This window comes from Glutamicibacter sp. ZJUTW, from assembly GCF_008370855.1.
GTDB classification, from domain to species: Bacteria; Actinomycetota; Actinomycetes; order Actinomycetales; family Micrococcaceae; genus Glutamicibacter; species Glutamicibacter nicotianae.
In genome coordinates, this window is record NZ_CP043624.1 from 3,568,070 (window position 1) to 3,592,930 (window position 24,861).

General features: G+C 60.0%; 30 protein-coding genes. 8 read left to right on the forward strand and 22 right to left on the reverse strand.

What is annotated here, in order from left to right; genetic code table 11:
* Positions 1–3: 3 nt before the first annotated feature.
* From F0M17_RS16765 to F0M17_RS16780, 5 genes are read right to left on the reverse strand one after another with little or no spacing between them, the layout of a single operon-like run.
* Positions 4–309 (reverse strand): hypothetical protein, encoded by a 306-nt coding sequence (locus F0M17_RS16765; protein ID WP_149597652.1) that lies wholly within the window; start codon positions 307–309, stop codon positions 4–6.
* The gene (locus F0M17_RS17530) at positions 306–455 is read right to left on the reverse strand and encodes a hypothetical protein (RefSeq protein ID WP_168202058.1); all 150 of its coding nucleotides are present in this window, start codon (positions 453–455) and stop codon (positions 306–308) included. The genes F0M17_RS16765 and F0M17_RS17530 overlap by 4 nt, the downstream gene beginning before the upstream one ends.
* 20 nt (positions 456–475) lie before the next feature.
* The gene (locus F0M17_RS16770) at positions 476–1,189 is read right to left on the reverse strand and encodes a hypothetical protein (protein WP_149597653.1); all 714 of its coding nucleotides are present in this window, start codon (positions 1,187–1,189) and stop codon (positions 476–478) included.
* On the reverse strand, positions 1,182–1,718 hold the full coding sequence (locus tag F0M17_RS16775; RefSeq protein ID WP_149597654.1) for a hypothetical protein: 537 nt from the start codon (positions 1,716–1,718) through the stop codon (positions 1,182–1,184). Before F0M17_RS16775 ends, F0M17_RS16770 begins: the two co-directional genes overlap by 8 nt.
* Entirely contained in the window at positions 1,715–1,978 is a 264-nt protein-coding gene (locus tag F0M17_RS16780) for a helix-turn-helix transcriptional regulator (RefSeq protein ID WP_210416672.1), read from the reverse strand. Before F0M17_RS16780 ends, F0M17_RS16775 begins: the two co-directional genes overlap by 4 nt.
* A gap of 248 nt (positions 1,979–2,226) precedes the next feature.
* On the opposite strand from F0M17_RS16780, the gene F0M17_RS16785 reads away from it, so the two are divergent.
* From F0M17_RS16785 to F0M17_RS16805, 5 genes are all read left to right on the forward strand, one after another.
* On the forward strand, positions 2,227–2,859 hold the full coding sequence (locus F0M17_RS16785) for a hypothetical protein (RefSeq protein ID WP_149597656.1): 633 nt from the start codon (positions 2,227–2,229) through the stop codon (positions 2,857–2,859).
* A gap of 30 nt (positions 2,860–2,889) precedes the next feature.
* Positions 2,890–4,371: an exonuclease domain-containing protein gene (locus tag F0M17_RS16790; protein WP_168202059.1), complete on the forward strand. Its 1,482-nt coding sequence runs from the start codon at positions 2,890–2,892 to the stop codon at positions 4,369–4,371.
* A 25-nt stretch (positions 4,372–4,396) separates the two neighbouring features.
* Positions 4,397–4,585, forward strand: coding sequence for a hypothetical protein (locus F0M17_RS16795; RefSeq protein WP_149597658.1), 189 nt, complete (start codon positions 4,397–4,399; stop codon positions 4,583–4,585).
* Positions 4,586–4,650: 65 nt separating this feature from the next.
* Positions 4,651–5,613 carry a hypothetical protein gene (locus tag F0M17_RS16800; protein WP_149597659.1) on the forward strand — a complete coding sequence of 321 codons (963 nt, stop codon included), beginning with the start codon at positions 4,651–4,653 and terminating at the stop codon, positions 5,611–5,613.
* Between the two features lie 23 nt (positions 5,614–5,636).
* Entirely contained in the window at positions 5,637–6,176 is a 540-nt protein-coding gene (locus tag F0M17_RS16805) for a hypothetical protein (RefSeq protein WP_149597660.1), read from the forward strand.
* 63 nt (positions 6,177–6,239) lie between these two features.
* Here F0M17_RS16805 and F0M17_RS17535 read toward each other — a convergent pair whose 3' ends face one another.
* On the reverse strand, positions 6,240–6,680 hold the full coding sequence (locus F0M17_RS17535; RefSeq protein WP_168202060.1) for a hypothetical protein: 441 nt from the start codon (positions 6,678–6,680) through the stop codon (positions 6,240–6,242).
* Between the two features lie 147 nt (positions 6,681–6,827).
* On the opposite strand from F0M17_RS17535, the gene F0M17_RS16815 reads away from it, so the two are divergent.
* Positions 6,828–8,186, forward strand: coding sequence for a recombinase family protein (locus tag F0M17_RS16815; RefSeq protein ID WP_256370215.1), 1,359 nt, complete (start codon positions 6,828–6,830; stop codon positions 8,184–8,186).
* Between the two features lie 267 nt (positions 8,187–8,453).
* Here the strand turns inward: F0M17_RS16815 and F0M17_RS16820 are convergent, their stop codons facing one another.
* Complete coding sequence (locus F0M17_RS16820; protein WP_066142843.1) at positions 8,454–8,759, reverse strand: helix-turn-helix transcriptional regulator; 306 nt, start codon at positions 8,757–8,759, stop codon at positions 8,454–8,456.
* A gap of 307 nt (positions 8,760–9,066) precedes the next feature.
* Here F0M17_RS16820 and F0M17_RS16825 point away from each other — a divergent pair, with 307 nt between their 5' ends.
* A complete protein-coding gene (locus F0M17_RS16825; RefSeq protein WP_038992779.1) occupies positions 9,067–9,432 on the forward strand; it encodes an SPW repeat protein in 366 nt (121 codons plus the stop codon).
* Between the two features lie 180 nt (positions 9,433–9,612).
* On the opposite strand, the gene rplI is transcribed toward F0M17_RS16825, so the two are convergent.
* The 8 genes from rplI to F0M17_RS16865 all read right to left on the reverse strand — a co-directional run bounded on the left by rplI (position 9,613) and on the right by F0M17_RS16865 (position 16,248).
* Entirely contained in the window at positions 9,613–10,071 is a 459-nt protein-coding gene (gene rplI, locus F0M17_RS16830) for a 50S ribosomal protein L9 (protein ID WP_038992777.1), read from the reverse strand.
* Positions 10,072–10,088: 17 nt separating this feature from the next.
* On the reverse strand, positions 10,089–10,328 hold the full coding sequence (rpsR, locus tag F0M17_RS16835) for a 30S ribosomal protein S18 (RefSeq protein WP_013350683.1): 240 nt from the start codon (positions 10,326–10,328) through the stop codon (positions 10,089–10,091).
* Between the two features lie 62 nt (positions 10,329–10,390).
* Positions 10,391–10,960, reverse strand: a complete 570-nt coding sequence (locus F0M17_RS16840; protein WP_013350684.1) for a single-stranded DNA-binding protein — start codon at positions 10,958–10,960, stop codon at positions 10,391–10,393.
* Positions 10,961–11,015: 55 nt separating this feature from the next.
* Positions 11,016–11,312 (reverse strand): 30S ribosomal protein S6, encoded by a 297-nt coding sequence (gene rpsF, locus F0M17_RS16845; RefSeq protein ID WP_038992775.1) that lies wholly within the window; start codon positions 11,310–11,312, stop codon positions 11,016–11,018.
* Positions 11,313–11,482: 170 nt separating this feature from the next.
* A complete protein-coding gene (locus F0M17_RS16850; protein WP_246857097.1) occupies positions 11,483–13,579 on the reverse strand; it encodes an acyltransferase family protein in 2,097 nt (698 codons plus the stop codon).
* 109 nt (positions 13,580–13,688) lie between these two features.
* On the reverse strand, positions 13,689–14,180 hold the full coding sequence (locus F0M17_RS16855; RefSeq protein ID WP_038992774.1) for a helix-turn-helix domain-containing protein: 492 nt from the start codon (positions 14,178–14,180) through the stop codon (positions 13,689–13,691).
* A gap of 140 nt (positions 14,181–14,320) precedes the next feature.
* A complete protein-coding gene (locus tag F0M17_RS16860; RefSeq protein ID WP_038992773.1) occupies positions 14,321–14,872 on the reverse strand; it encodes an LURP-one-related/scramblase family protein in 552 nt (183 codons plus the stop codon).
* A 95-nt stretch (positions 14,873–14,967) separates the two neighbouring features.
* Positions 14,968–16,248, reverse strand: coding sequence for a M18 family aminopeptidase (locus F0M17_RS16865; RefSeq protein WP_149597664.1), 1,281 nt, complete (start codon positions 16,246–16,248; stop codon positions 14,968–14,970).
* Between the two features lie 241 nt (positions 16,249–16,489).
* Here F0M17_RS16865 and F0M17_RS16870 point away from each other — a divergent pair, with 241 nt between their 5' ends.
* On the forward strand, positions 16,490–16,876 hold the full coding sequence (locus F0M17_RS16870; RefSeq protein ID WP_149597665.1) for a lipopolysaccharide assembly LapA domain-containing protein: 387 nt from the start codon (positions 16,490–16,492) through the stop codon (positions 16,874–16,876).
* Positions 16,877–16,945: 69 nt separating this feature from the next.
* On the opposite strand, the gene F0M17_RS16875 is transcribed toward F0M17_RS16870, so the two are convergent.
* The 7 genes from F0M17_RS16875 to F0M17_RS16905 all read right to left on the reverse strand — a co-directional run bounded on the left by F0M17_RS16875 (position 16,946) and on the right by F0M17_RS16905 (position 24,828).
* A complete protein-coding gene (locus tag F0M17_RS16875; RefSeq protein ID WP_149597666.1) occupies positions 16,946–17,689 on the reverse strand; it encodes a response regulator transcription factor in 744 nt (247 codons plus the stop codon).
* A complete protein-coding gene (locus F0M17_RS16880) occupies positions 17,647–18,942 on the reverse strand; it encodes a sensor histidine kinase (RefSeq protein WP_073707169.1) in 1,296 nt (431 codons plus the stop codon). The genes F0M17_RS16875 and F0M17_RS16880 overlap by 43 nt, the downstream gene beginning before the upstream one ends.
* Positions 18,943–18,976: 34 nt before the next feature.
* On the reverse strand, positions 18,977–19,819 hold the full coding sequence (locus F0M17_RS16885; RefSeq protein ID WP_052253942.1) for an ABC transporter permease: 843 nt from the start codon (positions 19,817–19,819) through the stop codon (positions 18,977–18,979).
* A gap of 4 nt (positions 19,820–19,823) precedes the next feature.
* Positions 19,824–20,750, reverse strand: a complete 927-nt coding sequence (locus tag F0M17_RS16890) for an ABC transporter ATP-binding protein (protein ID WP_141357867.1) — start codon at positions 20,748–20,750, stop codon at positions 19,824–19,826.
* A gap of 149 nt (positions 20,751–20,899) precedes the next feature.
* On the reverse strand, positions 20,900–21,931 hold the full coding sequence (locus F0M17_RS16895; RefSeq protein WP_121867711.1) for a YdcF family protein: 1,032 nt from the start codon (positions 21,929–21,931) through the stop codon (positions 20,900–20,902).
* Between the two features lie 3 nt (positions 21,932–21,934).
* Positions 21,935–23,368, reverse strand: a complete 1,434-nt coding sequence (locus F0M17_RS16900) for an NAD(P)/FAD-dependent oxidoreductase (RefSeq protein WP_149597667.1) — start codon at positions 23,366–23,368, stop codon at positions 21,935–21,937.
* Entirely contained in the window at positions 23,365–24,828 is a 1,464-nt protein-coding gene (locus F0M17_RS16905; RefSeq protein ID WP_149597668.1) for a glycosyltransferase family 87 protein, read from the reverse strand. The genes F0M17_RS16900 and F0M17_RS16905 overlap by 4 nt, the downstream gene beginning before the upstream one ends.
* Between the last annotated feature and the right edge of the window lie 33 nt (positions 24,829–24,861).

A 24,861-nucleotide genomic window follows, 5' to 3' on the forward strand; every position in this document is an offset into this window, starting at 1 on the left:
GGCTCACCCCTCGAACAGCGAGGCGACGTCCACCGGCTTCGGGACGTACACGAAGCTGGTGACCTTTGCGTACTCGATGCCGTTTACGAACAGCGCGCCGGCGCCATCGTCGCCTTCTTTGGCGATGGACGACGTATCGACATACACGCTGTTGCCCCGGTACTTGTCGCGTCCCCAAGCCATCGCGGCCTTCTTGACCTGACGGGCACGGTCCGCCTTCGAATCTGCATCCCAGAAAGCGGTCAACTTCGCCGAGTGTTCGTGCTGCCCACGAGGGATGATCAGCACTCTGCCTTCAACCTTGCTCACGCCGCGACCGTCGTCTCTTCAGCTGCGATGCGAGCGCAAACCTCAGCCAGGACGATCCCAACCTGGTTGATGCACTTGTCCTTAATTGCCCGGGCTTCCGGGCTGAGCACTTCAGCCGCTCCCTGGTTGTTCGATAGAGTGGACATCGAAATCACTATCTCCTTGTTTACCGCTGTGGATATTTGGTTTCGCCGCCCTCAGCAGCTGCAACTGCTGAGGGCTCTTTCATTTCCGGGACAACCGGAGTTTGATCCCTCTCGGTAGACTCAGAAGTTCCACCAACCGCGTCCTTGGACGCACCACCTACCGAGAAGGAAGTTTCATGGGAGAGCTCGTAGTTAGCCCTGGGAAGTACGCCCATACGATCGACGTTGAGGACGAAGCCCTCGCGGCCCTGCAAGATTTCATCGCTAAACGACTTGGGGAAAATGAACCGTTCTTGATCGAGTCGAACCCGATCGAGTCCAGCAACGGGAAGTTCGCGGCTGTATCCATTTGGATAACGCCAAACACAGATCTCCAGTTCTGTTACGACAACCCGGTAGAAACTGATGTTTTGGCTTCTAATGTCATGGAACTTGAGTTCCAACTCTCCCGATACGGCCGTCTTGGGCTTTAGCAGGTACAGCTGCTCAAAAGGCTGATTGATGGTCGAGACCAGGTGTGTCTTGTCCAAATCGATCGCCCTGTATCTGATTGGATGCCGCTCTACTCGTGGGGCGGCATCCTTATCTTTCTGCTCCACATGCATCTGTTGGTGCACCTCGATCTCTTGGAAGTAGTAGTCCTCTGATTCCCAGTCCTCTGGGGTGAGGTTCGGGCCGTTGGAGATTCCGACGTGGTAATCACAGCCCGGCTCCGCGCACTTGAACTCACTCATCGCTGCTCCCCTCGTTAGACTCGGAAGTTCCACCAACCGCGCCACCCGGCGCACCATCTACCGAGAGGGAAGAATCATGAACGTCCGTGAATTCATGGAGGACGCTGTTGCTGATGCAAGGAGTGTGGTCGGGGCCTTCGACAACGACCCGAACCCCTTCCTCGGTGACAACTCTGTCATCGCGTACCGACTTGCAGTCAAGAACGCCTTGGCCATCACGTCCCTGGCGACCGCCTTGGAGAGAGCCGGGATTGACATCCCCTTGCTCGACGCCGACACCTTCTTCGAAGATTTCTTTGACCGGGAATGATCCACTCCGAACCACGGTGCGAGCGTTACGTTGCAGTTCCCTCAAACGAGCGTCAACAATCCCGATGATCAATTGCTCCTGAAGATTCGACTCTTCGGATTGTCCGAGGATCTTGCCCTCAGCAGATGCGCCTGCTGGGGGCTTCTTCTTGCCCTGACCGGCGAGCGCTTGGGTATCGAGCTGGGTCTGGAGGTTGTTCCTGGCTTCGGTGGTGGTCATGCTACTTTCTTTCGTCCGGTTTTCATGTCCGAGTGTTCGATCTTTTCTTCCACTTTGGTCAAGAAAAGATCGTCCACCCCGACGCCGAGGAATTTGGCGATTCGAAGGGCTGGCTCTGGCTGCAGAGTATCCACATCGCCATTGCAGAGGCGGTTCATATAGCTATGCGAGTGCCACCCGGCTACCCGGGCCAGTTCTCTGCGCGATACCTCCTGAATCTCCATGATGGTCAGGAGCTTCTTCCTGTCCTTGAGTTTCATCCAGAGATCTCCTAACGGACTCGGGAACTTTACAACCTTCACTGTAATCGCCTTTCTTCCAAGTGTCCAGTAAATCATTACATTAAGTCCCGCCTAGTGTCCACCCCCTTTTCCACTTTCCCCCTTATTCCGCGTGGAATCGGGCATATTCGTCAAGAAAAAGCTAGAGTTCTTAGTGTCCACGAAGTGCTTACAGCGAGTGTCCGCGCGGTTTGCCAGTGTCCGAGTGATCTAGAAAGACTGATGCCGTGAACGAATTGCACCCGCTAGGCAAGCTGATCCAGGCCGCACAGGACCGTGAAGGTTGGTCAACCCGCGACCTGGAACGCGCCGCCGAACGCAAGGGCCATTCGATGAAGCACTCGAATTTTTCCCGCCTAAAGATCGAACCTGTTATTGCGATCAAGGCGAGTCAGATCCAAGTGCTCGCATCGGTGCTTGGCGTATCCGAGCAGGCCGTTGCCATGGCTGCCATTGAAAGCATGGGGGTCCAACTGGATTCCACCTCCGCCTCGCTGGAAGATTCGCTCCGCAACACGACCGACCTAAGCAATCGCGACCAGCGGCTTATTTTGAGCCTTGCGGCCGCGATGCGCGACACCGGAAGCGGAAGCATTGGACAAGACGACAGCCCCAGGCCTGATAACGACACCCCGCCACGACTGCGAGCGGTGGCGCCCACGAGTAACACTCGCCCTGGACAGAAGACCGAAACGGACTACGGCATCACAGAACTCCACGGTGACGAAGCCAGGAACATCTCAGTACCACCACGCGAGCAATTAGCAGCGCACCCGAAGGTGAAGACCAGGCGCGAGCAGCTCGACGAAGAAACCAGCGAACACCATGTTGAAAATCAGGATCCCGGATACGACTTGTAGCCGGCTGACAGTTTAGGACTTGCTATGGGGATGAATTTTACTGCGATCGATTTCGAGACCGCGAACGGGAAGCGTGCGTCGGTTTGCGCTGTTGGCTTGGTGAAAGTACGGAATGGCGAGATCGTGGATCGTGATTCATGGTTGATCACGCCTCCTCCTGGTTTCACTACGTTTGCGGAGCATAATGTCAAAAAGCATGGCATTACTGAAGCAGATATCGTAGGGGCACCTTCTTGGGCGGAATCGGCGCGTCGGATTCGAGAATTCGTTGCGGAGGATGTTGCAGTTGCGCATTATGCGGCGTTCGATAAATCGGTGTGGCATCAAGCGTGCGAGTGGTCAGGCGTAGACTTTGGAGATTTTGATTGGGTGTGCTCTCGCGACCTCGCTAAGGCGCATCTAGGGCTCGACGATTGCACTTTGCCTTCTGTTGCAGACACGCTGGGAATCACAGGCCTGGATCATCATAATGCTGCGTCGGACGCTTCTGTTTGCGCTCAGATCATCTTGGCCATAGCCGATCGGGCAGGAGTATCTTCCTGGACCGATTTGCACACCGTCACTCCGCAGAAAACCGCCTTGTCACGTTCAGGCAGACCGTACGCATCGGAACCCTCGATCAAGAAGGGCGATCTACCTGAACCGAACTTGGATGCTGACCCGGACCATGAACTGTATGGACAAGGGCTCACCATCACCGGCGGCTTCCAGCTTCTCGGCCGACTTGAAGCCTTCAACCTTGCTGCCAGTTTTGGTGCGATCGCGCAGCTGGGAACAACGCGCAAAACTTCAATTCTTGTGGTTTGCGACGAGAATCCTCACGCGCCAGGGTTCGATTTGAGCAAGGGGACCACGAAATCTAAGAAGGCTCACGAGTATATGACCGATAAGGGTCAACAGATTCGCATCATGAGTGAGACCGAGTTCTATGCTGCCGTGGGAATGGCACCCGCTTCGATGGTGCAAGCGATTCGCCGGCACACTGAGCCTGAGCCGCATTCCACGCCTCAAAGTTCGATACCTCAGCCAGAGCTGGCAGTCCTTCCAGCAAGTCCAGCAGGTGCCCCGACCGAAGTTGCTGGTGATGAACTGGAATATTCGGAGCCCGTTCGCTTGAACGAACTTGCTGACTCGTCGACTGACCGTTCTGAGGTTGAACGCGTGCAGGCGGAGAAACGCGCTGAGATAGAAGTCAAGCGAGCCGAGGCTGCCCTGCTACGAGAGCAGAGGCTTCACGCCAAGGCAGAAGCTAAAGCAGCTGCCGCGCCAGCTAAACAAGAACGCCGGGCAGCTCAGGCCAAGTCTGCCTTGAATGCAGGGAAGACCACAGCGAAGGTTGTCCTCAAAATTGTGGCTTGGGCCGTGATAGTTTTCGGTGTTCTTTTCGTCATTGCCGGCATTTCGCTTTGGAGCGACGGTGATGCGGCCGGCGGCATCGGCGGTCTCATCATGGGCCTCATCGCCGGAACCATCGCGTATTTCATCCTGAGAGCAGGAAGGAATGCTAGGTGAGATAGCCTCAAGGGTTCGGTGGGCCGTGGCGCCCGAGGGTAACCCTCGCCCTGGACAGAAGACCGAGCCGGACTACGGCATCACAGAACTCCACGGCGACGAAGCCACGGCGATCCCAGTACCTGAGCCTGATCAGCTTGCTGCCAAGCGCGGCGTGAAGACCAGGCGCGAACAACTCGACGAAGAAACCGGCGAGCGCGGCACAAACGACTAGGCAGTTACAAACAAGCAATAAAGTACGACGTTTTATTTGATTGCTCACGACCAGGAGGACGGCTCATGCCACGCAGGACAATGACGTTTGGCAGAATTACTGTCAAGGAATCTCGCATCACCGATTCGGAATTTGAACTTGATGACATTCAGGGGCTGGATCTGCTTGAAGAGTTTTCATCGTGGGCATCAGGTTTACCGATTGATCACTTCAAGGATTTGGCTAGACAACGCTACGGAACAAAGCCAACGGTGGATCGCTATTCGAGGTTCACCCTCCTTTCCATGCGCACTGGTCATTTCGGCACTGCAGGAGACCTCGTTATTGACGTATCAAGCCATGGCACCAGTTACGAAACGCTGCAGAATGACTCGTCCACCGTGGAGACTAGGTGTGGTTTACTCGTTCCGCCTAATTCGAAGATTGGTTTGTTCTTTATGGAGCATCAGGGGCATAACGCTTGCGGATCTCGAATATTTTCTTCTTTTGAAGCGCATCTGAAGGATAAAGCTGGGCGCACGTTGGTGGGACGGAAGGGAAATCCACTCAAACTTGTTATAGACAAGCAGACACTGGTTTCTGGTTCCGCCTGGCTTGAACGTGCATCTCTCGAAAAGGTTTCCGTCATGAAGTATGAGAAGCCGATCGATGTTTCTGACAGTCCTGTGAGTGTCCCACTGACATATTCAAGGACTTTATTGCCACCCAAAGGTGTTCGTTGGTTGCCCAAGTGGATGAAGGACATACTCTTCGATACCTCAATTAGTGGGTCGAGTCAGATAGGCTTCCCAACAGATGAAGAGTTTGACGAGATTGTTGCGACCTTAAGCGACGGTGAGCAAACCAAGACGATGGTCATTGGCAAAGAGAAGTCTCCCGCGATTCGCAAATTGTTGAATGACGATGGGCAGCCAGCTCTGGACGCACAGATGTTGATTCATTCGTTCGATCAAGATGCCCAGGAGTACTATTCCAGTCAAGAGCTCGACTGGTCCTACAAGTGGACAAGAACCACTGACGGCCAGTAACGAACCGGTTAGGGGGTGCAGGAATGTCGAGAAAGATTAATATCGCGCCCCTTGTTACGGCTCACTTCAAGACGCTCAGAAATAACCGAACTGGCAAGCTTTCCAAGTGGGACGTTTCAATCCACTTATTGGTGCCCGTGTTTACGCTTATTACATGTGCGTGGCCTCTGCGCGTTGATCTAGAAGGCAAATACAGTAATATTCTGGCTGCTCTCGCGATCATCTTTGGCTTTGCCTTCGCTGCTGTGATCTTCATTTTTCAGCTCCGAATGCAAATGGCAGAGCTGCAGATTTCTTCTAAGAAGTCTCCGGTCGCTGAAATCGCACCTCAGATTGATACGTCTGCGCCGATTTTGGTAAACGAGCTGTTCAGCAACTGCCTTTATGCGGTTCTAATTAGCGGCATCGCGGTTCTTTGGACAGGTGTCGTAGACGGGATTAACTTACCTGTCTGGTGCGATTACCTTATTGTGGCATTGATTTCCCACCTGGTGGTGGTGCTGATGATGTGTTTCAAGCGGATCAACGCGGCTTTTTCGCGAATCGCAAGTTTGAAAAGATAAGTTTCAGAGCCCTTAGCATCTGCCTCTGACGGTATAGAGCATTCATTGGTCATATTTGGTTGATTATTGATTCGTACATATGTTCTGTTTATGCAGAATGTATGGGGCATGCTGCGCTCGCTCGCGCACGTAGTAATCATTTGGAATAGGCCGCACCCGGATATGGTTGCGGCCACGGACGGACGGCGGATCTGGATCGACCCGGCGCTCACTGTAGCGGAACGCCGATGCTTCTTGGCGCACGAGGCGTTCCACATCAAGCACGGGCACCGAGGTTGCCAGTCGCCAGCCGTAGAACGGCAAGTCGATCTTGAGGTGGCCCGCTTCCTGGTGCCCTTTGAAGACCTTCAGCGGGTAGCCTGCTGGTCGTGCAACGCAGCCGAGATGGCCGAAGAGCTCGACGTGACCGAACAGGTCATCATCGACCGACTCGCAACTCTGAACGGCGACCAGATCCAAGCACTCTGGCCAGCTTCCGAACACATCGCCTAGCCACTTATCCACACCTCGCTTCTCCCATAATCTCTGGCCACCCTGCGCCCTCATCATGGAATAAAGATTCGATATTCACAGGAGTATCCACAATGAACCCGAAAGCACGTCCTAGGGCTATTCTCTACCTGCGCCAGTCGATTTGCCAAGGAAGAATCCATCAGCTTGGATCTGCAGGAGGAGGCCGGTCGCCGCTATGCAGAGCAGCAGGGCTACACTGTGGTGGCTGTCAAAGCTGACGAAGGAATCAGCGGACGCACGTGGAATCGCAAGGCGGTCAAGGAAGTCATGGCCATGGTCGAGAATGGCGAGGCCGACATCATCGTCCTTTGGAAGTGGTCCCGCCTATCTCGTGCGCGGCTGGACTGGGCTATCGCCATCGACAAGGTCGAAGCTGCCGGCGGCCGCATTGAGTCGGCCACCGAGCAAGTAGATGTCAGCACCAGCACCGGCCGCTTCGCCCGAGGCATGCTCGCAGAATTCGCTGTCTTCGAATCCGAACGCATCGGCGATACCTGGAAAGAGTCCCAAGCACGCCGCGTCTCACAAGGCCGGCCGCACTCGGGCATCTACCGGTTCGGCTACATCTACGACAAGGCAACCGGCTACACGCCAGACCCCTTAGCGGGGCCGATCCTCACCGAATGCTACCGCCGCTACAACCGAGGCGAAAGCCTCTCGCAGCTCCTCGACTACGTACTCAGCACCGGTGTGCCTTCAAGCACTCGTACAGACGCGAATAACTGGAACACCAGCCGAATCAGCCAATTGCTGAAGTCGCCCTTCGCGGCCGGCTTCTTCACCTACAACGGCCAAACCTACCAGGGGAACCATGAGCCGTTGATAACGATTGAAGAGTGGGAAAGCTACCTGGTTAACCGAGATGCCCGGAAAGGCACCCGCAAGCCACGGACACCACACAACCCATATACCGGCCTTCTCGTCTGCACCAGGTGCGAACACAAGATGTACCAGCACGACAAGCACGACCGGGCCACCCGCTACATGTGCTCCGGAGCCCAAACCAAGAAGCTGCACAAGGGCGGATCCATCCACCAAAGCAAGATCGACCGCGCCGTACTCGCATGGTTCAAAGAACGCATCGCAGACGAAGCCGACGCGGCAGCCAGGAAGGCCACCCAGAAGACTCCAGCCCTACCAGCCGCGAACACCACGGCCACCCTACGGCGAGCGCTCATCAAAGAACAATCTCGGCTGGACTCGCTCACCGCCAAGTATGTTGACGAAGTCATTCCCCGGGTATCTTACGAGAAGCTTCGCGATGAGTCACTGAAAAAGATCGAGACCTTCGAGACCAAGCTGCGTGAGGTTCGCGTGCAGCAGCATCAGGCGCGGCCGAAGGTTGACCCGAAACTGCTGGAGGCCTGGCCACAGATGCAGGCAGTCGAGAAGCAGCAGATCCTCGGACTCTTGATTGATCGGATAGAAGTGACCCCTGGCCATGATGCCGGCCATGTCATCATCGTTCCAAAATGGGCGACCGCTGCTGCTGAATAGTTCAAACCGCATGATTCCGCGGATTTTAGTTGGTGGGTTTAGATGTTTACACGTTCGTGCAAAATAACCCCTTTAGAACTTCCTTGTGATGCAGGTCTATAACCTGCATCTCACCGGAATACTTTAGCGGGTTTGGCGCAGTGACTCAGACCTCACCGGGCGCTTCTGCGCGACGGGTGGCATATTTATCGACGAGCAGGGCTCAATTTGCGCTGACCGGTCGGCCGGTAAAAGCCGCGTGGCAATTGTTGCGGGCAGCTGGGATCGCTAGCCGATTTCGGCGTGCATGTCCTTGAGGATCGCCCGCACTTGCAGGCGGGCGCCCATGGCCTCTGCGTAGCGGCGCAGGGTCGCCAACTGGACCCGATCCAGGTCGCCGGTCTCTATGCGGGCAATGCGGTCGACACTCAGCTTCAGCGCGCCGGCCAGCTCAACCTGGCTCAGCTCTGCTTCTTCCCGCAGTGCACGCAACGACAGGCGCCGGGATTCGACCTGGACACGGCGCTGATGCTCAGCCACAGCTTCGCGCTGGGCCTCGGTCAAGACTTCAGGATCGGCATACGCAAAACCCATTTCTTCCACCGTTTCTCTCGATCATGCTGACTTAGGACGCATTCATCTTCGAGGCTACGAGCCCGGAGATTCAATGCCAACGTTTAAGACGCGCCTTTCACAAGGCGATCTGGTGAATTATGTGCAAACCCGCGGTGGACCGGATACAGGCTGGCATTGCCTGGCGGCCAGAGGGAAATGCGGCGATGATGGCCAAGCCTTTACCAAAATGCTCCCGAAATCGGATTGTGCCTCGGCAACCTCGAACCTACATTTAAATCGACTCCCGCCAAGGAGCCCTCTGCAATGGATGTTGGAGGTATTAGCAATGAAGAAATGGACTCGGTGGCAAGACTGGGTCGGCGTCGCGGCAGGTATTGTTGCCGCAGTTTCAACCACCTGGCTAGACGGAACCAGCACCTCGATGACGCTGATGCTGGTCTTCGGCTTGCTCATGGTGGTCACCGGTGTTTGGAGCGTCATGATGCCGCGCCTGGTTTCCATGGAATGGGCACTGGCCATCGCCAGCGCACTGCTGTTCGCCTCGCCGTGGATGGGATCGTTCACCGATTTCGCCGGCGCCGCATGGATGTCGTGGATCTGCGGTGGTGTCGGCATCGTCTCCGGTCTGCTCGCGATTTCCCCTGCCATGGATATGCACCATGCAGCTGGCGGATCCCGGATGGCGCACTGAGAAACTGGAATCCCGGTCGATGGCCGCGATGCCGAAGCATCGCGGCCATCTGGCGTTAATCCCGGCACTCGGCGGATGCGACTCGACCTTGGCTGGACCCGGAGGGTTAACGCCAAGAGGTGGCGTGCTCTCCTTGCGGAGCGCACGCCACCTCTTGATCAGAAGCGGAGTCTGGAAGACTTACTTCTTGGCAGCAGCTACAACCTGCAGGCGCAGGTTTGCAACAACGTCCTCGTGTACGCGAACGGTTGCGGTGTAGTTGCCAGTCGACTTGATGTGGTCGTTGACCTCGATGTTGCGCTTGTCGATCTTGCCCAGACCGGCAGCCTCGACGGCAGCAGCAATGTCGGTGGTCTTGACGGTGCCGAACAGGCGACCGTTCGAGCCAGCCTTGATGGTGATCTTCACCGGCTGGGACTTCAGCTTGGCTGCAAGTTCCTGAGCTTCCTCAAGGTTTGCAACAGCGCGAGCAGCACGTGCAGCCTTGATCGACTCCACCTGCTTCTCACCGCCCTGGGTCCAGACGATTGCGAAGCCGCGTGGCAGCAGGTAGTTACGGGCGTAGCCGTTCTTTACCTCGACAATATCGCCAGCAGCACCGAGACCGGATACTTCGTGAGTCAGAATGATCTTTGCCATTTTGCTATCCCTCTTCCTTAGCCGCGGCCAGCGCCGGAGTAAGGCAACAGGGCAACTTCACGTGCGTTCTTGATTGCCTGTGCGATCTTGCGCTGTTCCTGGACGGAAACGCCAGTTACACGACGAGCGCGGATCTTACCGCGGTCGGAGATGAACTTGCGCAGCAGTGCGGTGTCCTTGTAGTCGATGACGGTGATGTCAGCGGCCTTCAATGGGTTGGACTTTGGTTTGGGCTTACGGATTTCAGCCTTAGCCATCGTGGAGCTCCTTTAGCTTTGGAGCCCGCAGAGTGATCTGCGGGATGGTGAATAAATATTTTTTAGAAAGGTGGTTCGTCTGCGCCCGGGTTGCCCCAGCCGCCACCGTTGTTTCCGCCGGTGCTCCATGGGTCAGCGGCTGGAGCATTCCATCCGCCACCCTGCTGCGGCTGCTGCTGACGCGGAGCCTGCGCTGGGGCACTTTGCTGCGGTGCGTTGGAGAAGCCTCCACCACCGTTGCCGAAGCCGCCGTTGCCACCGCCGGAGCGCTGGGTACGGGTGACCTTGGCCGACGCGAAACGGAGCGATGGGCCGATTTCATCGACTTCAAGCTCCATGACGGTGCGACGTTCGCCTTCCTTGGTGTCGTAAGAACGTGAACGCAGGCGACCCTGGGCGATGACGCGCATGCCCTTGGTCAGCGTCTCGGCAACGTTCTCTGCAGCTTCGCGCCACACCGATGCGCGCAAGAACAGGGCTTCCCCGTCCTTCCACTCATTGGACTGGCGGTCAAACGTGCGAGGAGTCGAAGCGATCGTGAAGTTCGCTACGGCTGAGCCGGACGGCGTGAAACGCAGCTCCGGATCGGCAGTCAGGTTTCCGATAACGGTAATAACAGTCTCGCCTGCCATTGACTCTCCTTAGAAAGATTGAACGTTAATTCCTACGACGGAAGGTTGCGCGTAATTAAACGCGTGCCTCTTCCGGACGGGTGACCTTGTGGCGCAGGATCAGCTCGTTGATCTTCAGCTGGCGCTCAAGCTCAGCGGAAGCGGCTGGTTCTGCGGTGTAGTTCACCACTACGTAAGTGGCTTCTGCCTTCTTCTTGATCTCGTAAGCCATCTTGCGACGACCCCAGACATCAACCTTTTCGATGGTGCCACCGTTGGAGCGAACAACCTCGAGGTACTTCTCGATGGTTGGCTCTACGGTGCGGTCATCGACCTCTGGATCAATGAGGACCATAAGTTCATAAGCACGCATGTGAACCCACCTCCTTTGGGCTAAACGGTCGCGGTATTTCCGCAACAGGAGGTTCTTGCGTTATCTGCGCACCAGACACCCAACTTTCGGGCATGCAGTGGCACAGACCTTCCAATCCTACCCGAGAGACCCGAACTTGCATAAGGCTTGGTGTCCTAGATCATGCCCGGCTACTTGGAATCCAGGGCAGCCTCGATCCTTTCCCCGAAGATCGGGGCCAAGGTGCGCATATAGGTATCGCTGATGTGGTGCTTGTCCCGGTAGACCAAGACATTCCCCACCACTGCCGGGCACGTTCCGTCCACGCAGAAGTAGTCGCTGAAGTCGAGCACCTCGACGCGCGGTTCCAGTTCGGCGGCCTGCTTGGTGGCATCGCCCTTTTCGTAGGCTCCCGCTTCAGGGAAGGAGCACTTGCCTGGATTCTGCACGTTTTCCTCTACGCAGTCCCGCGCATAGGAATCCTGCGGTGGACGCGGGGTATCGACAATGGCATAGACCGGCAGGCCCGCATCTTCCAACGCGGACCACGTCGAGGCCAAGCCCTGTGCCGCGTCGGTAGTAAATGCGGCACCTCCCCAGTTCGCGGTGATCACCGCGTTGATGTCATCGCGCGAGGTCAACGCATCCATGGTCTGGTCGATGGCTTCTTCGCAGTTGATGCTGCCATCCCGGTCCGCCTTGCGCTGGGCGTCGGAGAACGGGCAGGAATTCTTCAGGTAGGTCACGACCTTCCAGCCCTTGCTCTGGGCGTAGCCACTGACTGCCTCGAACCAGTGGGCGGCGTGGGAATCCCCGACCAGCGCCACGGTGTAGCTGGCATCCTCGCTGCCGAATTCGCACTCCTTGATTTGCGTGGACTTCGGCTCCTGAACGCAATCCCCCAGCTCGGGCTGGTCTTCGGCGGCCGTCGCGGGCAGCGGGACTACCTGCCGGTGGCCGGCAAGGAACGCCGGTGCCCCCTGGTCGACGGAGGCCGCGCCGAAACCGGTTGGCGGGTCTTGCATCATCGCACCCAGCTCGCGCTGCTCCTTTGCCACAAGTTGCTGCTGCATGGCACCTGGCAAGAGCGCGATGGACGCGGCCAACCCGACCATCACAGCCCCGGCAAGCAGGGAGCGGGTGGGCGAACTTGCAATCGGGCGGAAGTGGCGCGCAGGCGTCTCGACCCACTTCAAGCTGGCCCAGGCCAGCAGCAGGGAACCTGCCAGCAACGCCAGCGACTGCACCGGACCGGGCTCGCTGCCCGCCAGTTCGATGTAGAACACGATTAGCGGCCAGTGCCACAGGTACAGCGAATACGAAGCGAGGCCTACCCACTGGACGGGAGCCCAGTTCACCAAGGGATGCAAGGATCCAGGGCCTCGCGTGCTGCCCGCGGCGATCACCACGGCGCAGCCAAGAACCGGGATGGAGGCCGCGATACCCGGGAAGACCGTCAGTGCGTCGTAGCTGAAAGCAGCGAAGCAGATCGCTGCCAAGGCCGCGAGCACGGCAAGGTTCCTGGCCTGCCAGCTGGTGACCCAGGCTGGGAGCTTCAAGGCGCCGTTGGCGTGCGCCTGCACTGCCAAGGCCAGCAGTCCACCGACGGCAAGTTCCCAAATGCGCGTGGTGGTGATGAAGTATCCGGCGCTATTGCCTGAGTAGCCGGCAAAGGCCGAGTACCCCAAAGACAAAAGTGTGGCGGCCCCGAACAAGATCCAGAGCATGCGGCGCCGCGGAGCGAAAGCATCCGCGCCGCTAGCGTCCGGCCCCGGCTTGACCATCAGGCAGGCGGACAAAACCAGCAGCGGCCAGAACAGGTAGAACTGCTCCTCGACACCCAAGGACCAGAAATGCTGCAACGGCCCGGGAGCCTGGTCCGCGGCCAGGTAATCGACGGAGTCGGCGGCGAGCACCCAGTTCTGCACCGAGAAGGCTGAGGCGATGGCTTGGGTGCCCAACTCGCCCCACAGGGTCTTGGGCAGGATCAGGAAACTTGCCGCGACCACTGCCAGGATCACCAGCATGGCCGCCGGGAGGATTCTCCGCGCTCGACCGGCAAAGAAGTTCGGGAGGCTGACCCGGCCGGTGCGTTCGGCCTCGCGCAGCAGGTGCGAGGTAATCAAGAAGCCCGAGATGACGAAGAAAATGTCGACGCCGATATAGCCGCCCGGAACCACGGATGGCTCAAGGTGATAGGCCACGACCAGCAGAACCGCCAAGGCGCGTAGCGCTTGGATCTCCGGACGGAAATTCTTGACCTGCGGGGAAATCGAACTCATAGTCATTGATCAGACCAGCAGGGGGTAAACGGCAGGTTATCAACGGGCAACAGGCACTCTAACGACCCGTGGGAACCTCATGAGCGGCCCGAGGTTCCCGCTTCAGAGCCCGCCCCTAGCTCAGTAGTTTCCGATTCGCCCTGGATAGCGGGTACTTGGCATCAAGCTTGGGATCGAGGCTCAACCGGAAGACGGCTTCAAGCAGGAGCTTCCCGACGCCCCAGTACACCGGGATCAGCAACCAGATGTACCAGCCGAAGTTGCCGGTGGTTGCCAAGATGACCGTGCCGAAAGTGACCAGGATGCCCACGCCGCGGAACACAAGCAGGATCCCCTTGGTGACCGAATCCCGGCGTTCTTGATCCGCTTGGGTTCGCGCTTCGAGCCCGTCCACGGCCTCAGAGAACTTTGGGGTTTGGACGCTCGTGAAGAGGTCTCCAACCGGCACATCCAGTGCCTTGGCAACCTGGGAGATGGTTTCCAGGCTCGCGTCGTTTCCGGCTTCGAGCCGTTGGACCGTCCTGACAGTAATGCCGCTTTCTGCGGCTAGGCGTTCTTGCGTCCAGCCCTTGATGCGGCGAAGCTGTGCGATGCGTGATTCATTCATGGGACTCACGCTAGCCAATGGCTTTGCGAAAGCACCACGACATCAACGCGAAAGTTACCCGACTGCAACACGACAGCGCCTCAGAACCGTTATTGGCCTGCTAAAAGGAAGTATTCCTGCCGGCGACTATTTCGATTCAGTCAGGAATTGCGCTGTTGCTTTTCACGGATCAAATCCAGCGCCAGCACCGAACCGATCACTGCTTGGCGTTGCTGCCTTGTGAGGTTTTCGGCCAGGCGCACGGCGTAGGTTGACTTCCCCATCAACGCGTTGCCCATTCCGGACCATTCCCGGGTCACGGTTCCGAGGACTCCCCCGGGACCGGTGATCTGGAAGTCGAAGTCCCAGATGCTGCCCAGCAGCTCGAGCTCTTCTCCCAGCATCGAGATGGAAACCTTCGTCTTGAAGAAGGTAATCCTCTTGACCAAGCTGGCCAGCGGGGAACCATTGCCGTCAAGGATTTCGAACCGATCGCGGCCCATGGTCATCGTGTCCTTGACGACGATCACCGGATTATCCGGACCATCGAAGACAGTAAGTTCGCGAGCCCCGACGAACATGCGCCCCAGCGTGCTTCCGCCGGTATCCACGTGGGCAATTTGCGTCCCGGAGGAATCCAGAATCGCGAAGTCGTTCTTCGAGAAGTTCTTCGTCTGCTGGAAGATCAACGTGTTCTGGCTGAAGATCGTCATGGTGCCGATTATGCCACCGATCAGGCGCGGCGGACGAGGTTCGAGCCGGGACACGGAAAGCCGGCCCGAAGGCCGGCATTCCGCAATGCCATGCCCTAGGCTCCGAAGAACTCGCCAGAGACCTTGGACAGGTACCATGGGTCGTCGACGCCGCACATCTCGCGGGCCGAGTGCATGGACAGCAGCGCCACACCCACGTCAAGGGTGCGGATGCCCAGCCGGGTTGCGGTCAGCGGGCCGATGGTCGAACCGCATGGTACGCGGTTGTTGGATACGAACTCCTGGTAGGGAACTCCAGCGGCCTCGCACCAGTTGGCGAATGCGGCAGCACCCACCGCATCGGTGGCATAGCGCTGGTTGGCGTTGATCTTCAGCAGCGGACCGGCATTCAGCTGCGGGCGGTTGGCCGGATCGTGCCGCTCCGGGTAGTTCGGGTGAACCGCGTGGCCGGCATCCGCAGACAGGCATACCGAATTCGACAGCGCACGGGCGGTGTCTTCAACCCCTGCGCCCATGGATGCCTGGATGCGGTTGATCAGTTCTTCCAGGAAGGGGCCGCAGGCGCCCGAGCGCGAGGAGGAACCCAGTTCCTCGTGGTCGAAGGCGGCAAGCATGGCAATGCGGTTGCCTGCTGGTTTGCGCGAATGTCCAATCAATGCGATCAGGCCTGCATGCACCGAGGAGAGGTTATCCAGGCGGGAGCCGGCGAAGAAGTTCTTGCCTTCTCCGAAGACCTCGCCGCGCTGCGCTGGTGCGGTCAGGATGTCGTAGCCGGCGACCTGTGCCGGGTCGACACCTGCAGACTTCGCCAGGATCGCCAGGATGTCGGCATCCGCAAGGTCACCGGCGCCGAAGATCGGATTGGTGTGGGTCTGCTTGTCCAGGGTGAGGCCCTCATTGACCTGGCGGTCCAGGTGGATGGCCAGCTGCGGGATGCGCAGGATCGGTTCGGTCTGGGCCAGGTGCTCGGAACCATCCTTGAGCACCAGCCGGCCGGCAAGCACCAATTCGCGGTCCAGCCAGGAGTTCAGCAGCGGTCCGCCGTAGACTTCAACGCCTGCCTGCCACCAGCCGTTGGAGCCGGTGGTCGGCTTCGGCTTGAGCTTGAAGCCCGGTGAGTCGGTGTGGGCACCGAGGATATGGAAACCGCTCGTTGCGGTGGCAGCTTCTGGCTGCACCCACGCGATGATCGCACCGTCGCGGACCACGTAGTAGGAGCCCGGGCCAAGGTTCCACGCCTGCTTCTCGTCCAGCGCCGTGAATCCAACAGCGTCCAGGCGCTTCGCTGCCGAGGCGGCGGCGTGGTAGCTCGATGGCGAGGTTGCGACGTATTCGGCCAGATCTGCAATGTGGGCCATTGCTGCGGCTTGTGCCATGGCTGGTTGCTCACTTCTTTCTGTCAAGAGATGTTTGTCAGACGGTTCTTCAGGTTTTGGTTCCCGCCTGAAAAGTCGAGTTGCCTCCCAGCTTAGTAGCCTGAACCACATTTGCTGGTGTCCGGCTGGACCTCCGGCCTCGCTGGCAACCTGCCGGACACCCCGATCCAGTCCTTGACTTGGCGGCTAGCTGTCGACGAAGCTGAAAGCAGTCCCGCCAGACAAGGAAAGCGAGTTCATCATGGCTACGGCTGATCGAACACCAGAGCAGAAGAATATTCCAGCAGCAGCACGCGAGGACGACGTGGAGCCCACCGCACCGGCGACTTCCAGGGTCCAGCCGGCAAAACCTGCCGGCGCAGATAAGCTCCCGGTGACCAAGTTGGGCCGCATCTGGACTGCCACGATCTTCGGGTTGATCGTGCTGATCCTGCTGATCATCTTCATTGCGCAGAACCAGGAGCAGGTGACCCTCAACTACTTCGCGTACCAGGGACAGGTCAACCTCGGTCTGGCATTATTCTTCGCCGCAATTGGCGGCGCCCTCGTGGTGGCAATCGCCGGAGTGGCCCGCGTGATCCAGCTGCGCGCCACCGCGAAGAAGCGGAGCAAGGCCAAAAAGCGCTAGTAAACTTCACGGCCGACGGCGGAACCCCTTCGGGTTCCACCGGCGGCCATTTTGCTGCCTCGGCGCCGCCTAGTAATCCAGGCCCTGGGATGGAATGACCAGACCGGTCTCATAGGCGTACACGACCGCTTGGACGCGGTCGCGAAGGTGCAGTTTGGTCAAGATGCGCCGCACGTGGGTTTTCACCGTCGCTTCGGACAGGAAGAACCGGTGGGCAATCTCGGCGTTGGACAGCCCCTCGGCGAGCGCACGCAGCACTTCCTGCTCACGCGGGGTGAGGTCATCAAGCAGCGGGTCGTGCGGAGTCTCGGCCGGCTGGCTGCGGTTGCCGGAGCCACCGTTGCGGACGTAGGTTTCCAGCAGGCGTGCGGTCACCCGCGGTGCCACGACTGCGTCGCCGGACGCCACCAGGCGCACCGCTTGGACCAGTTCTTCCGGGGCGACATCCTTGAGCAGGAACGCGCTGGCTCCTGCCTGCAGGCCCGAGAAGGCGTATTCGTCCAGGTCGAAGGTCGTCAGGATGATGATCTTCGTTTCCGGGTAGTCCTTGGCGATGCGTTCGGTAGCTTCCAGGCCATCCATGTTGGGCATGCGCACGTCCATCAGGACCACATCGGGTTTCAGCGCCGCGGTCTGGGCCAGGGCATCGAGACCGTCGACAGCCTCACCGGCGATGGCGATATCCTCCTCGCCTTCGAGGATGAGGCGGAATCCCATGCGAAGCAGGGGCTGGTCATCGACCAGCAGGACCTTGATTTTCTCTTCCACGCTTATTCCTTCACTGCCTTCCGGCTCTCGTTCTGCAAGCTGCATTCGGGCAGCTGCAGGACCGCTTTGACGATCCATCCGCCGCTGGCTACCGGTCCGGCATCTACCGTTCCGCCAAAGAGCGCCGCGCGTTCGCGCATGCCGCGCAGCCCGCGCCCGCTGCCGATGCTCGGAACTCGCGTTGCATCGCCATTGTCCATGATTTCCATGCGCAGTTCCCCGCGGCGCTGTTCCAGACGCACCTGCACATCACTTACGTTACGGGCATAGCGCAAGGAATTGGTCAAGGACTCCTGGATGATGCGGAAGACCGTCAGCTGGAAGGTGGTGTCTTCCGGCAGCGGATCGCCCGCATGCGTATAGGTGACCGGCAGGCCTGCGGTACGGAATCCTTCGAGCAATTGCTCCACATTGCCGCCGGTAGGCTGCGGCGCGAGCTCCCCGGATTCTTCTTGGCGCAGCACGCCGAGCATGCGGCGCATATCTGCCAGGGCGGCGCGGCCGGTTCCGGAAAGCTCGTTGAGCACTTCATCGGCGCGGGCTTGATCCCGTTTGGCCACCACCCGCGCCCCCTCGGACAGGGCAATCATCACCGACAGCGAATGGGCAACCACGTCATGCATTTCGCGGGCAATGCGGTTGCGCTCTTGCACCTGGGCCAGTACGGAGACCTGCGAAGCCCAGTGATTCAGCTCAGCTTCGTGGATGCGCGCGTTGCGCACGTTCATACCTACCGCTGCGGCGGCGATGTAGAAGCCGATGATGAAGCTGCCCGAGACCGCGATGATGACGCGGGTGAAGATCGTTTCATCGATTCCATCCTGCGGGTCGAATTCCATGCCGGTCATGTCCGGGAAGCCCATCAGCACCATCAGGACGGTTTGGAAGCTTCCGGCCAGGATGGACAGCGGGATGGTCCGCTTCGCCGAATAGCTGGTGGCGACGGTATACAGGGCGATGATCATGCCTACCCCGCCCAGACCGCCCTGCGGTCCAGCAATCACCAGGGCCAGGCACTCGAAGAGGAACACCAGGATGATCACCGTCATCGGCGCCCTGCGCCGGTAGAGCAGGGCGGCGCTGACGGCGAGGGTGACGACCAGCAGGCCGGTCGCATTGGATTCGGGCATTGCCGCCACCACCAAGACGCCTGGCAGCGTGAGCAGCAGGTAGATGACTACCGCACCGATGACCACCAAGCGCGGGTGGGTACGCAAATAGCGGCGTATCCGGCCCATCCGCTTGGCGGCCAGTTCATCGAAGGTGACCACAGTTTCCTGCAGCGTCGGTTGGCTCATGCTTCCAGTCTAGTTTTCTCGGTCACGCTCTGGACTATTTGATGTCCCGCTTGGCCAGCAGGACCGCACCCAGCGCCAGCGGAAGCACAATCCAGCCTGCGACGCCCAGCAGCTGCTGCCAGCTTTCCAAGTCGGTGACGACGCTCGAAGGCGTCGCCAACGCCATGCCCAGCTGGTCGGGGGTGAACTTCGCGATGTGCTGTGCCCAGTCGGTGATGCTGGTCAGGATGGAAAGGATGATCGGCAAGACGAAGAACAGGGCAGCGAGGCTGGTGATGCCTCCAGCCGAATTGCGCAGCATCATCCCGAGCGCCAAACCGATCAGCGCCGCCATGGCCACCGCAAGCGCCCCGTACCAGAGAACCCGCTGGAAGGCGTCGCTGCCGAAATCCAGGTCCATCTGGTAGTTGTCGGCAATCGGCTTGCTGATGGCGAAGGCCAGAAGCGAGCTGACGATCTGGACGCCGGCGGTCACGACGGTGATCAGGATGGTCTTGGCAGCCAGCACGCGCAGGCGCTGCGGGCTGGCGAGGAAGGTGCTCACCGCTGAACCGGTGGTGAATTCCCCGCTGAAAAGCAGGACACCGAGCACGCCGAGGATCAGTTGGCTGAAGACCAGGCCCGAACCCATGAGCTCGGAGGCGAATCCCGGAGCCGCCAGGTCCTCCATGCCCGGCATCTGCTCCATGCCGCCCATGCTGGCCCGCAGCGATCCGATGCCCCAGGTGCCGATGGCCGCAATGGCCGCATAGAGCACGATGGCCAGCAGAATCAGGATGCGGGTGGAATTCAGGGAGAAGAAACGGATGGATTCGCTGCGCAGCACGCCGAAGAGGGAGACCTTGCCGCGCGGTGCGGTTGCTAATTTCTCAGACATGTCTTTACTTCCCGCCGCCAGTCTCGGCAACATTACTCGAGTGGTATTCGACGGCATCACGGGTCAATTCCATGTAGGCGTCTTCCAGGGTGCGCTGCAGCGGACGCAGTTCGCTGAGCACCACACCGTATTCCAGTGCGCGACGGCCAATGGTCACTGAATCGGGACCGGTGACTTCCACGCCATGCTCGTCGATCCGGCGCAGCTGGACGCCGTCTCCGTTCAGCGCGTTCATCAGCACCTCAATGTCTGCTGAACGCACAATTGTCTGGTCAAGGCCGTTATCGATGAATTCACTGATCGGCGCATCGGCCATGATCCGGCCACGGCCAATCACAATCAGGTGATCGGCGGTCTGGGCCATTTCGCTCATCAGGTGGGAGGAAATGAACACGGTTTTGCCTTCGGCAGCCTGTTGACGGGCCAAATTGCGGACCCACGCCACGCCTTCGGGATCCAGCCCGTTGACCGGCTCATCGAGGATCAGGACCTGCGGGTCTCCCAGCAGGGCGGTGGCAATGCCAAGCCGCTGGCCCATGCCCAATGAGAAGCCGCCGACTTTCTTGCGCTGGACGCTGGACAATCCGGTCACTTCCAGCACTTCGTGCACTCGGGAAACCGGCAATCCTGCAGTAGCCGCCATGGCACGCAAATGCGCCAGCGGCGTCAGGGACTTGTGGACCGATTTGGCTTCCAGCAAGGTGCCGACTTCGGTCAGCGGATGCCTGGACTTCTTGAAATCGCGCCCGTTGACCAGCACTTCTCCGCTGGTAGGCGCTGCCAATCCCACGATCATGCGCATGGTGGTGGATTTGCCGGCGCCGTTGGGGCCGAGGAACCCGGTCACCATTCCCTGCTGCACCGTGAACGATGCATTATCGACCACGGTTTTTCCACCGTATTTCTTCGTCAACTGCTGAGCCTGGATCATGCTTCCAGCCTAGGGACTTGGCGCCCAGCTATCACCGCCCGCAATGCTGATTTAGGGCTCACCCGAAAGGGTGAGGGCAGCTGGGCCAATCGTGTGTCCATGCACCATATGGTGCATGGACCCACATTTCCACGGCAGTTGGAGGACGGTCATAGGTAGCTCGTCGTGAGGACGTACATCATTCCTGCGATGGCCAACGCGAAGGGCAGGGCCAGCAAGACCATCAGCTTCTTCTGATCCCGCACGATCGCTACGCATTCCCTGAGGAAGGCGCTTGGACGGTAGTAGGCCGCCGTCTTCCCGCCGAACGCACGGGCATCCAGGCCGAGCTGGCGTGAGGCCATCGCGGCCCGCAGTGCGTGATAGTCGCTGGTGACCAGCCACAGCTGGCCTTCCGGACGCTGGGCGCGAACCATGGCATCGGAATACCGCAGGTTCTCGATGGTGTCCCTGGCCCGGTCTTCCACCAGAATCTGCTCATCGGCGATGCCCTGCTCGCGCAGGTAGCGGGCCATGCTCACGCCTTCTGGCTCGACCTCATCACGGCCCTGGCCACCGGTAGGAACCATCAACGGGCGGGGATCCGCCTGCCGCTCATGCAGTTCGATGCCTTTGTCCAGTCGGCCGCGCAGCAGCGGGGTGACCTTGCCATCGATGGCGCGGGCGCCGAGCACCACCACGGCGGCGCCCTTGCCCTTGGCAGGGAATTTCGCGTGAACCCAGGCATACAGCAGCAGCATGGTGAACAGGCTCGCGGTGAAGACAGAGGCCATGAACAGGACGAAAGCGAGCGAATAGGTCCACCATGACTGGATCCGGATCAGCAGCACCGCAATGACCGGCAGGATGAAGACCGCGAGCCCGGCCGCCAAGGACAGCAGGTTCGCGGGCTTGGCACCTTCGCGCCGGCACATCAAGATCCCGTTGTAGATCAGGGCCGCGCCGAAGACCACGACCATCAGCGGGGTCAGCACCAGGACGATGGAGAACAGGAGCCCGAATCCGGGAAGCACGCTGGAGAGCAGGCCAGCCGCCGCCGAAATGCTGAAGAGCACCAGCGGCAAGAGCAGGACGGCGAGTCCCAGGCGGCGCGGGTCCTTGCGGTACTGCCAGATGAACAGCCACCAGAGCACTGCCAGGAAAACCAATCCGGGGAGTTGCTCGAATGCCGCGTCCATCATGTGTCAGTTCTCCGCTTTCCAGTTCTCGATTCCGTATTCCCGCTTGAGCATCGATTGGGCTCCGAGGAATCCACCCATGCCGTGCACCGACGGGCCCGGGGGCGCGGCCGAGGACACCAGGTACAGGCCCTTGGATTGCAGGTACCACGGGTCCGGGGAGATCCGCGGCCGCTTGATGCTGCCCAGCAGGTCCATGGTTCCCCCTGAAAGATCGCCACCGACCAGCGCAGAGTTCTGCGCTTCCAGGTCCTTCGCGGTCACCACATGCGATTCGATGATGGTCTCGGCGAATCCCGGGGCTGCCTGTTCGATCATGTCCTCCAGTTCACGGCTCATGTCCACCGGGGAATCCAGCGGCACATGGCAGTAGGCCCAGATCACGTGCTGGCCCTGCGGCGCCCGCGAGTCATCGAATTGCGAGGGCTGGGCCACGATCATGAACGGCTTCGCCGCTCCCCTGCGCACCGCGGTGCGCTCGGCCTTCCCGACCTGCACGGCGGTGCCGCCCAGGTGCACGGTGCCAGCCTGGGCCAGCGTCGGATCGCGCCACGGAATCGGCTCCGAAAGCACGTAGTGCACCAGGCAGCTTCCCGGCGAGCGCCGAGTGCCGCTCAACGCGTGCGAAAGCCGTTCGGGCAGGTGCCCGGCTGACAGCTTGGCAGCGCTTTCGGCGGAGGTATCGAACAGGACGTTGCGTGCAGAAAGCTCATCGACATGCTCGATGCGGGTTCCGGTGAGGATTTTTGCTCCGTGCTCCATCGCCTCTGCGGCCAGCGCATCGCTGATGGCTTGGGAGCCGCCGCGCGGGATGGCCCACCCCTTGGCGTGCGCCGCCGCCGCCAGGAACAGCCCGGCCCCGGCATTGGCCGGCCCGCGCGAACCGCCGGCGACGTGGGCCGCGCAGCCTGCATAGAGCGCTGCGGCTCGCTCGAATTTCCCGGAGAAGAGGTCCTTCACGGCCATGCCGGCCACCGTGCTGATGGCGAAGGTTGCCAATGCCGCCGGATTCGAGGGCACCTTGAACAGCGGGTTGAGCAGGGTGTTGCTGACTGCGTCGATCTGCTTTACCAGCGGCCCCAGCAGCCGGGTGTACATCTGGCCATCCGCACCGCCAAGTTCCTGCCCGGTGCGTTCCAGATCCCTGTACGCGTAGGCGGTCCGCCGATCCAGCACATGGGCGAAGGACAGCTCGGGGACGATGAAGTCCACCCGGTCATGGACACCGAGTTCATGCATCGCCTGGGATTGCATGGCCATCGGATGCACGGCGCTGCCCAGATCGAATTTCGCCGCTGAGCCATTGAGCGGCTGCGTTCTGGCGGCCCCGCCGATGGTGCCGTTGGCTTCATAGACCGTGACGCTCAATCCGGCCCGGGCGGCAACTGCCGCGGCGGCCAGCCCGTTGGGGCCGGCGCCGACTACTGCAACATCGCTCATGGCTTCTTGCCCGCCGCTTCTTTCTCCGGCTTGGCCTGGGACAGCAGCCCGCGCAGGGTCCAGCGGTCTTCCAGCCCGGCAAACGGACCGGCCAGCGGATCGTCCTGTCCCACGGCGCGCACCGGGTCGTGGCGCGGATCGAGCATCGAACGCACCACCAGGAACATCAGGTATCCGAGCATCACCATATGGGCCAGCACCAGTACCGCATAGCCGGTCTCCGGGAAGGCCTTCTGCACTTCTTCGGCAGAGAGGGAATCGAGGTAGTACCAGACCCCGTAGAAGTGGGCGATTTCCACCAGCATCCAGATCACGAACTCGCGCCAGCGCGGCAGGGCCAGTGCGAACAGCGGAATCAGCCAGACGACGAACTGCGGCGAATACACCTTGTTGACCATGACAAAGGAGGCGATGATCAAGAAGGCCATGGAAGCCAGGCGCGGAGTGCGCTTGGCCGCCAGCCCCAGCACCGCCACACCCGCACAGCACAGGAAGAAGAGGATCAGCCCGTAGCGGGAAATCTGCTCCGCTTCGAAGAGCGGAACCCCTTCACGGTTATCGGCGATGACATTCCACGCGTGCCAGAAGCTGGAGAAGCCTGCCCCGCGTTCGGAGGAGAAATTGAAGAAGTGCATGAACGAGTCGGGGAACGCCAGCGCATAGGGAAGATTCACCAGCACCCAGGTCGCCGCGGCGGTTCCGCCGGTCACCCAGAAGGTCTTGAGCTTGCCGGTGCGGATGGCCAGCACCAGCACCGCGCCGAGGACGAAGAACGGATAGATCTTCATCGCCGCACCGAGGCCGATCAGCACCCCCGCCAGCACCGTATGCTTCCGGGCGAAGGCCAGCATGCCCAGGGCCAGCAAGGCCACAGCCCACATGTCCCAGTTGATGCTGCCGGCCAGGATGATGCCCGGGGCGATCGCCACCATGGCGGCATCCCACGGACGGCGCCCGGTCATCCGCAGGGTGGCGACCACGGTTGCCATCCACAGGATCGCGACGAGCAGCAGGTTGATGTCGAAGTACAGCAGCGAACGGTTCTCGATCCCCGTGGGGATGATCGAGGCGACTGCCGAGGCCACCGAGCTCATCAGCACCGGGTACTCGAATTCGGCGGCGGCGCTGAACGGCGCCCAGGGGTTCTCGGCGAAGCCGCGGGCGGAGAACAGCGGGACCCAGTCGCTGTAGCACGCATAGACATAGGGGTTGTTGCCGGTCCACCCGTTGACCCGGCACGGGTTCTTGGCAAGGAGCATCAGCAGCGCGCCCACGGTGGTCATCAGGATGATGACCCGTTCCACGCTGAAGAACCCGGGATCGACTCGGCCCGGGTCGCTGTGCCGTCCTAGCGGGCCGCCGATCATTGCGGTGAATTGCCGGAGGAACCCGTCAGCGCGTGAAGGCACGGTAATGCGCAGCGGGCCACGCGTGGGCTGTGACTGGTTAGGCTCGTGCATACCATCCAGCCTAGATGTTCTGCGCCCCAGCAC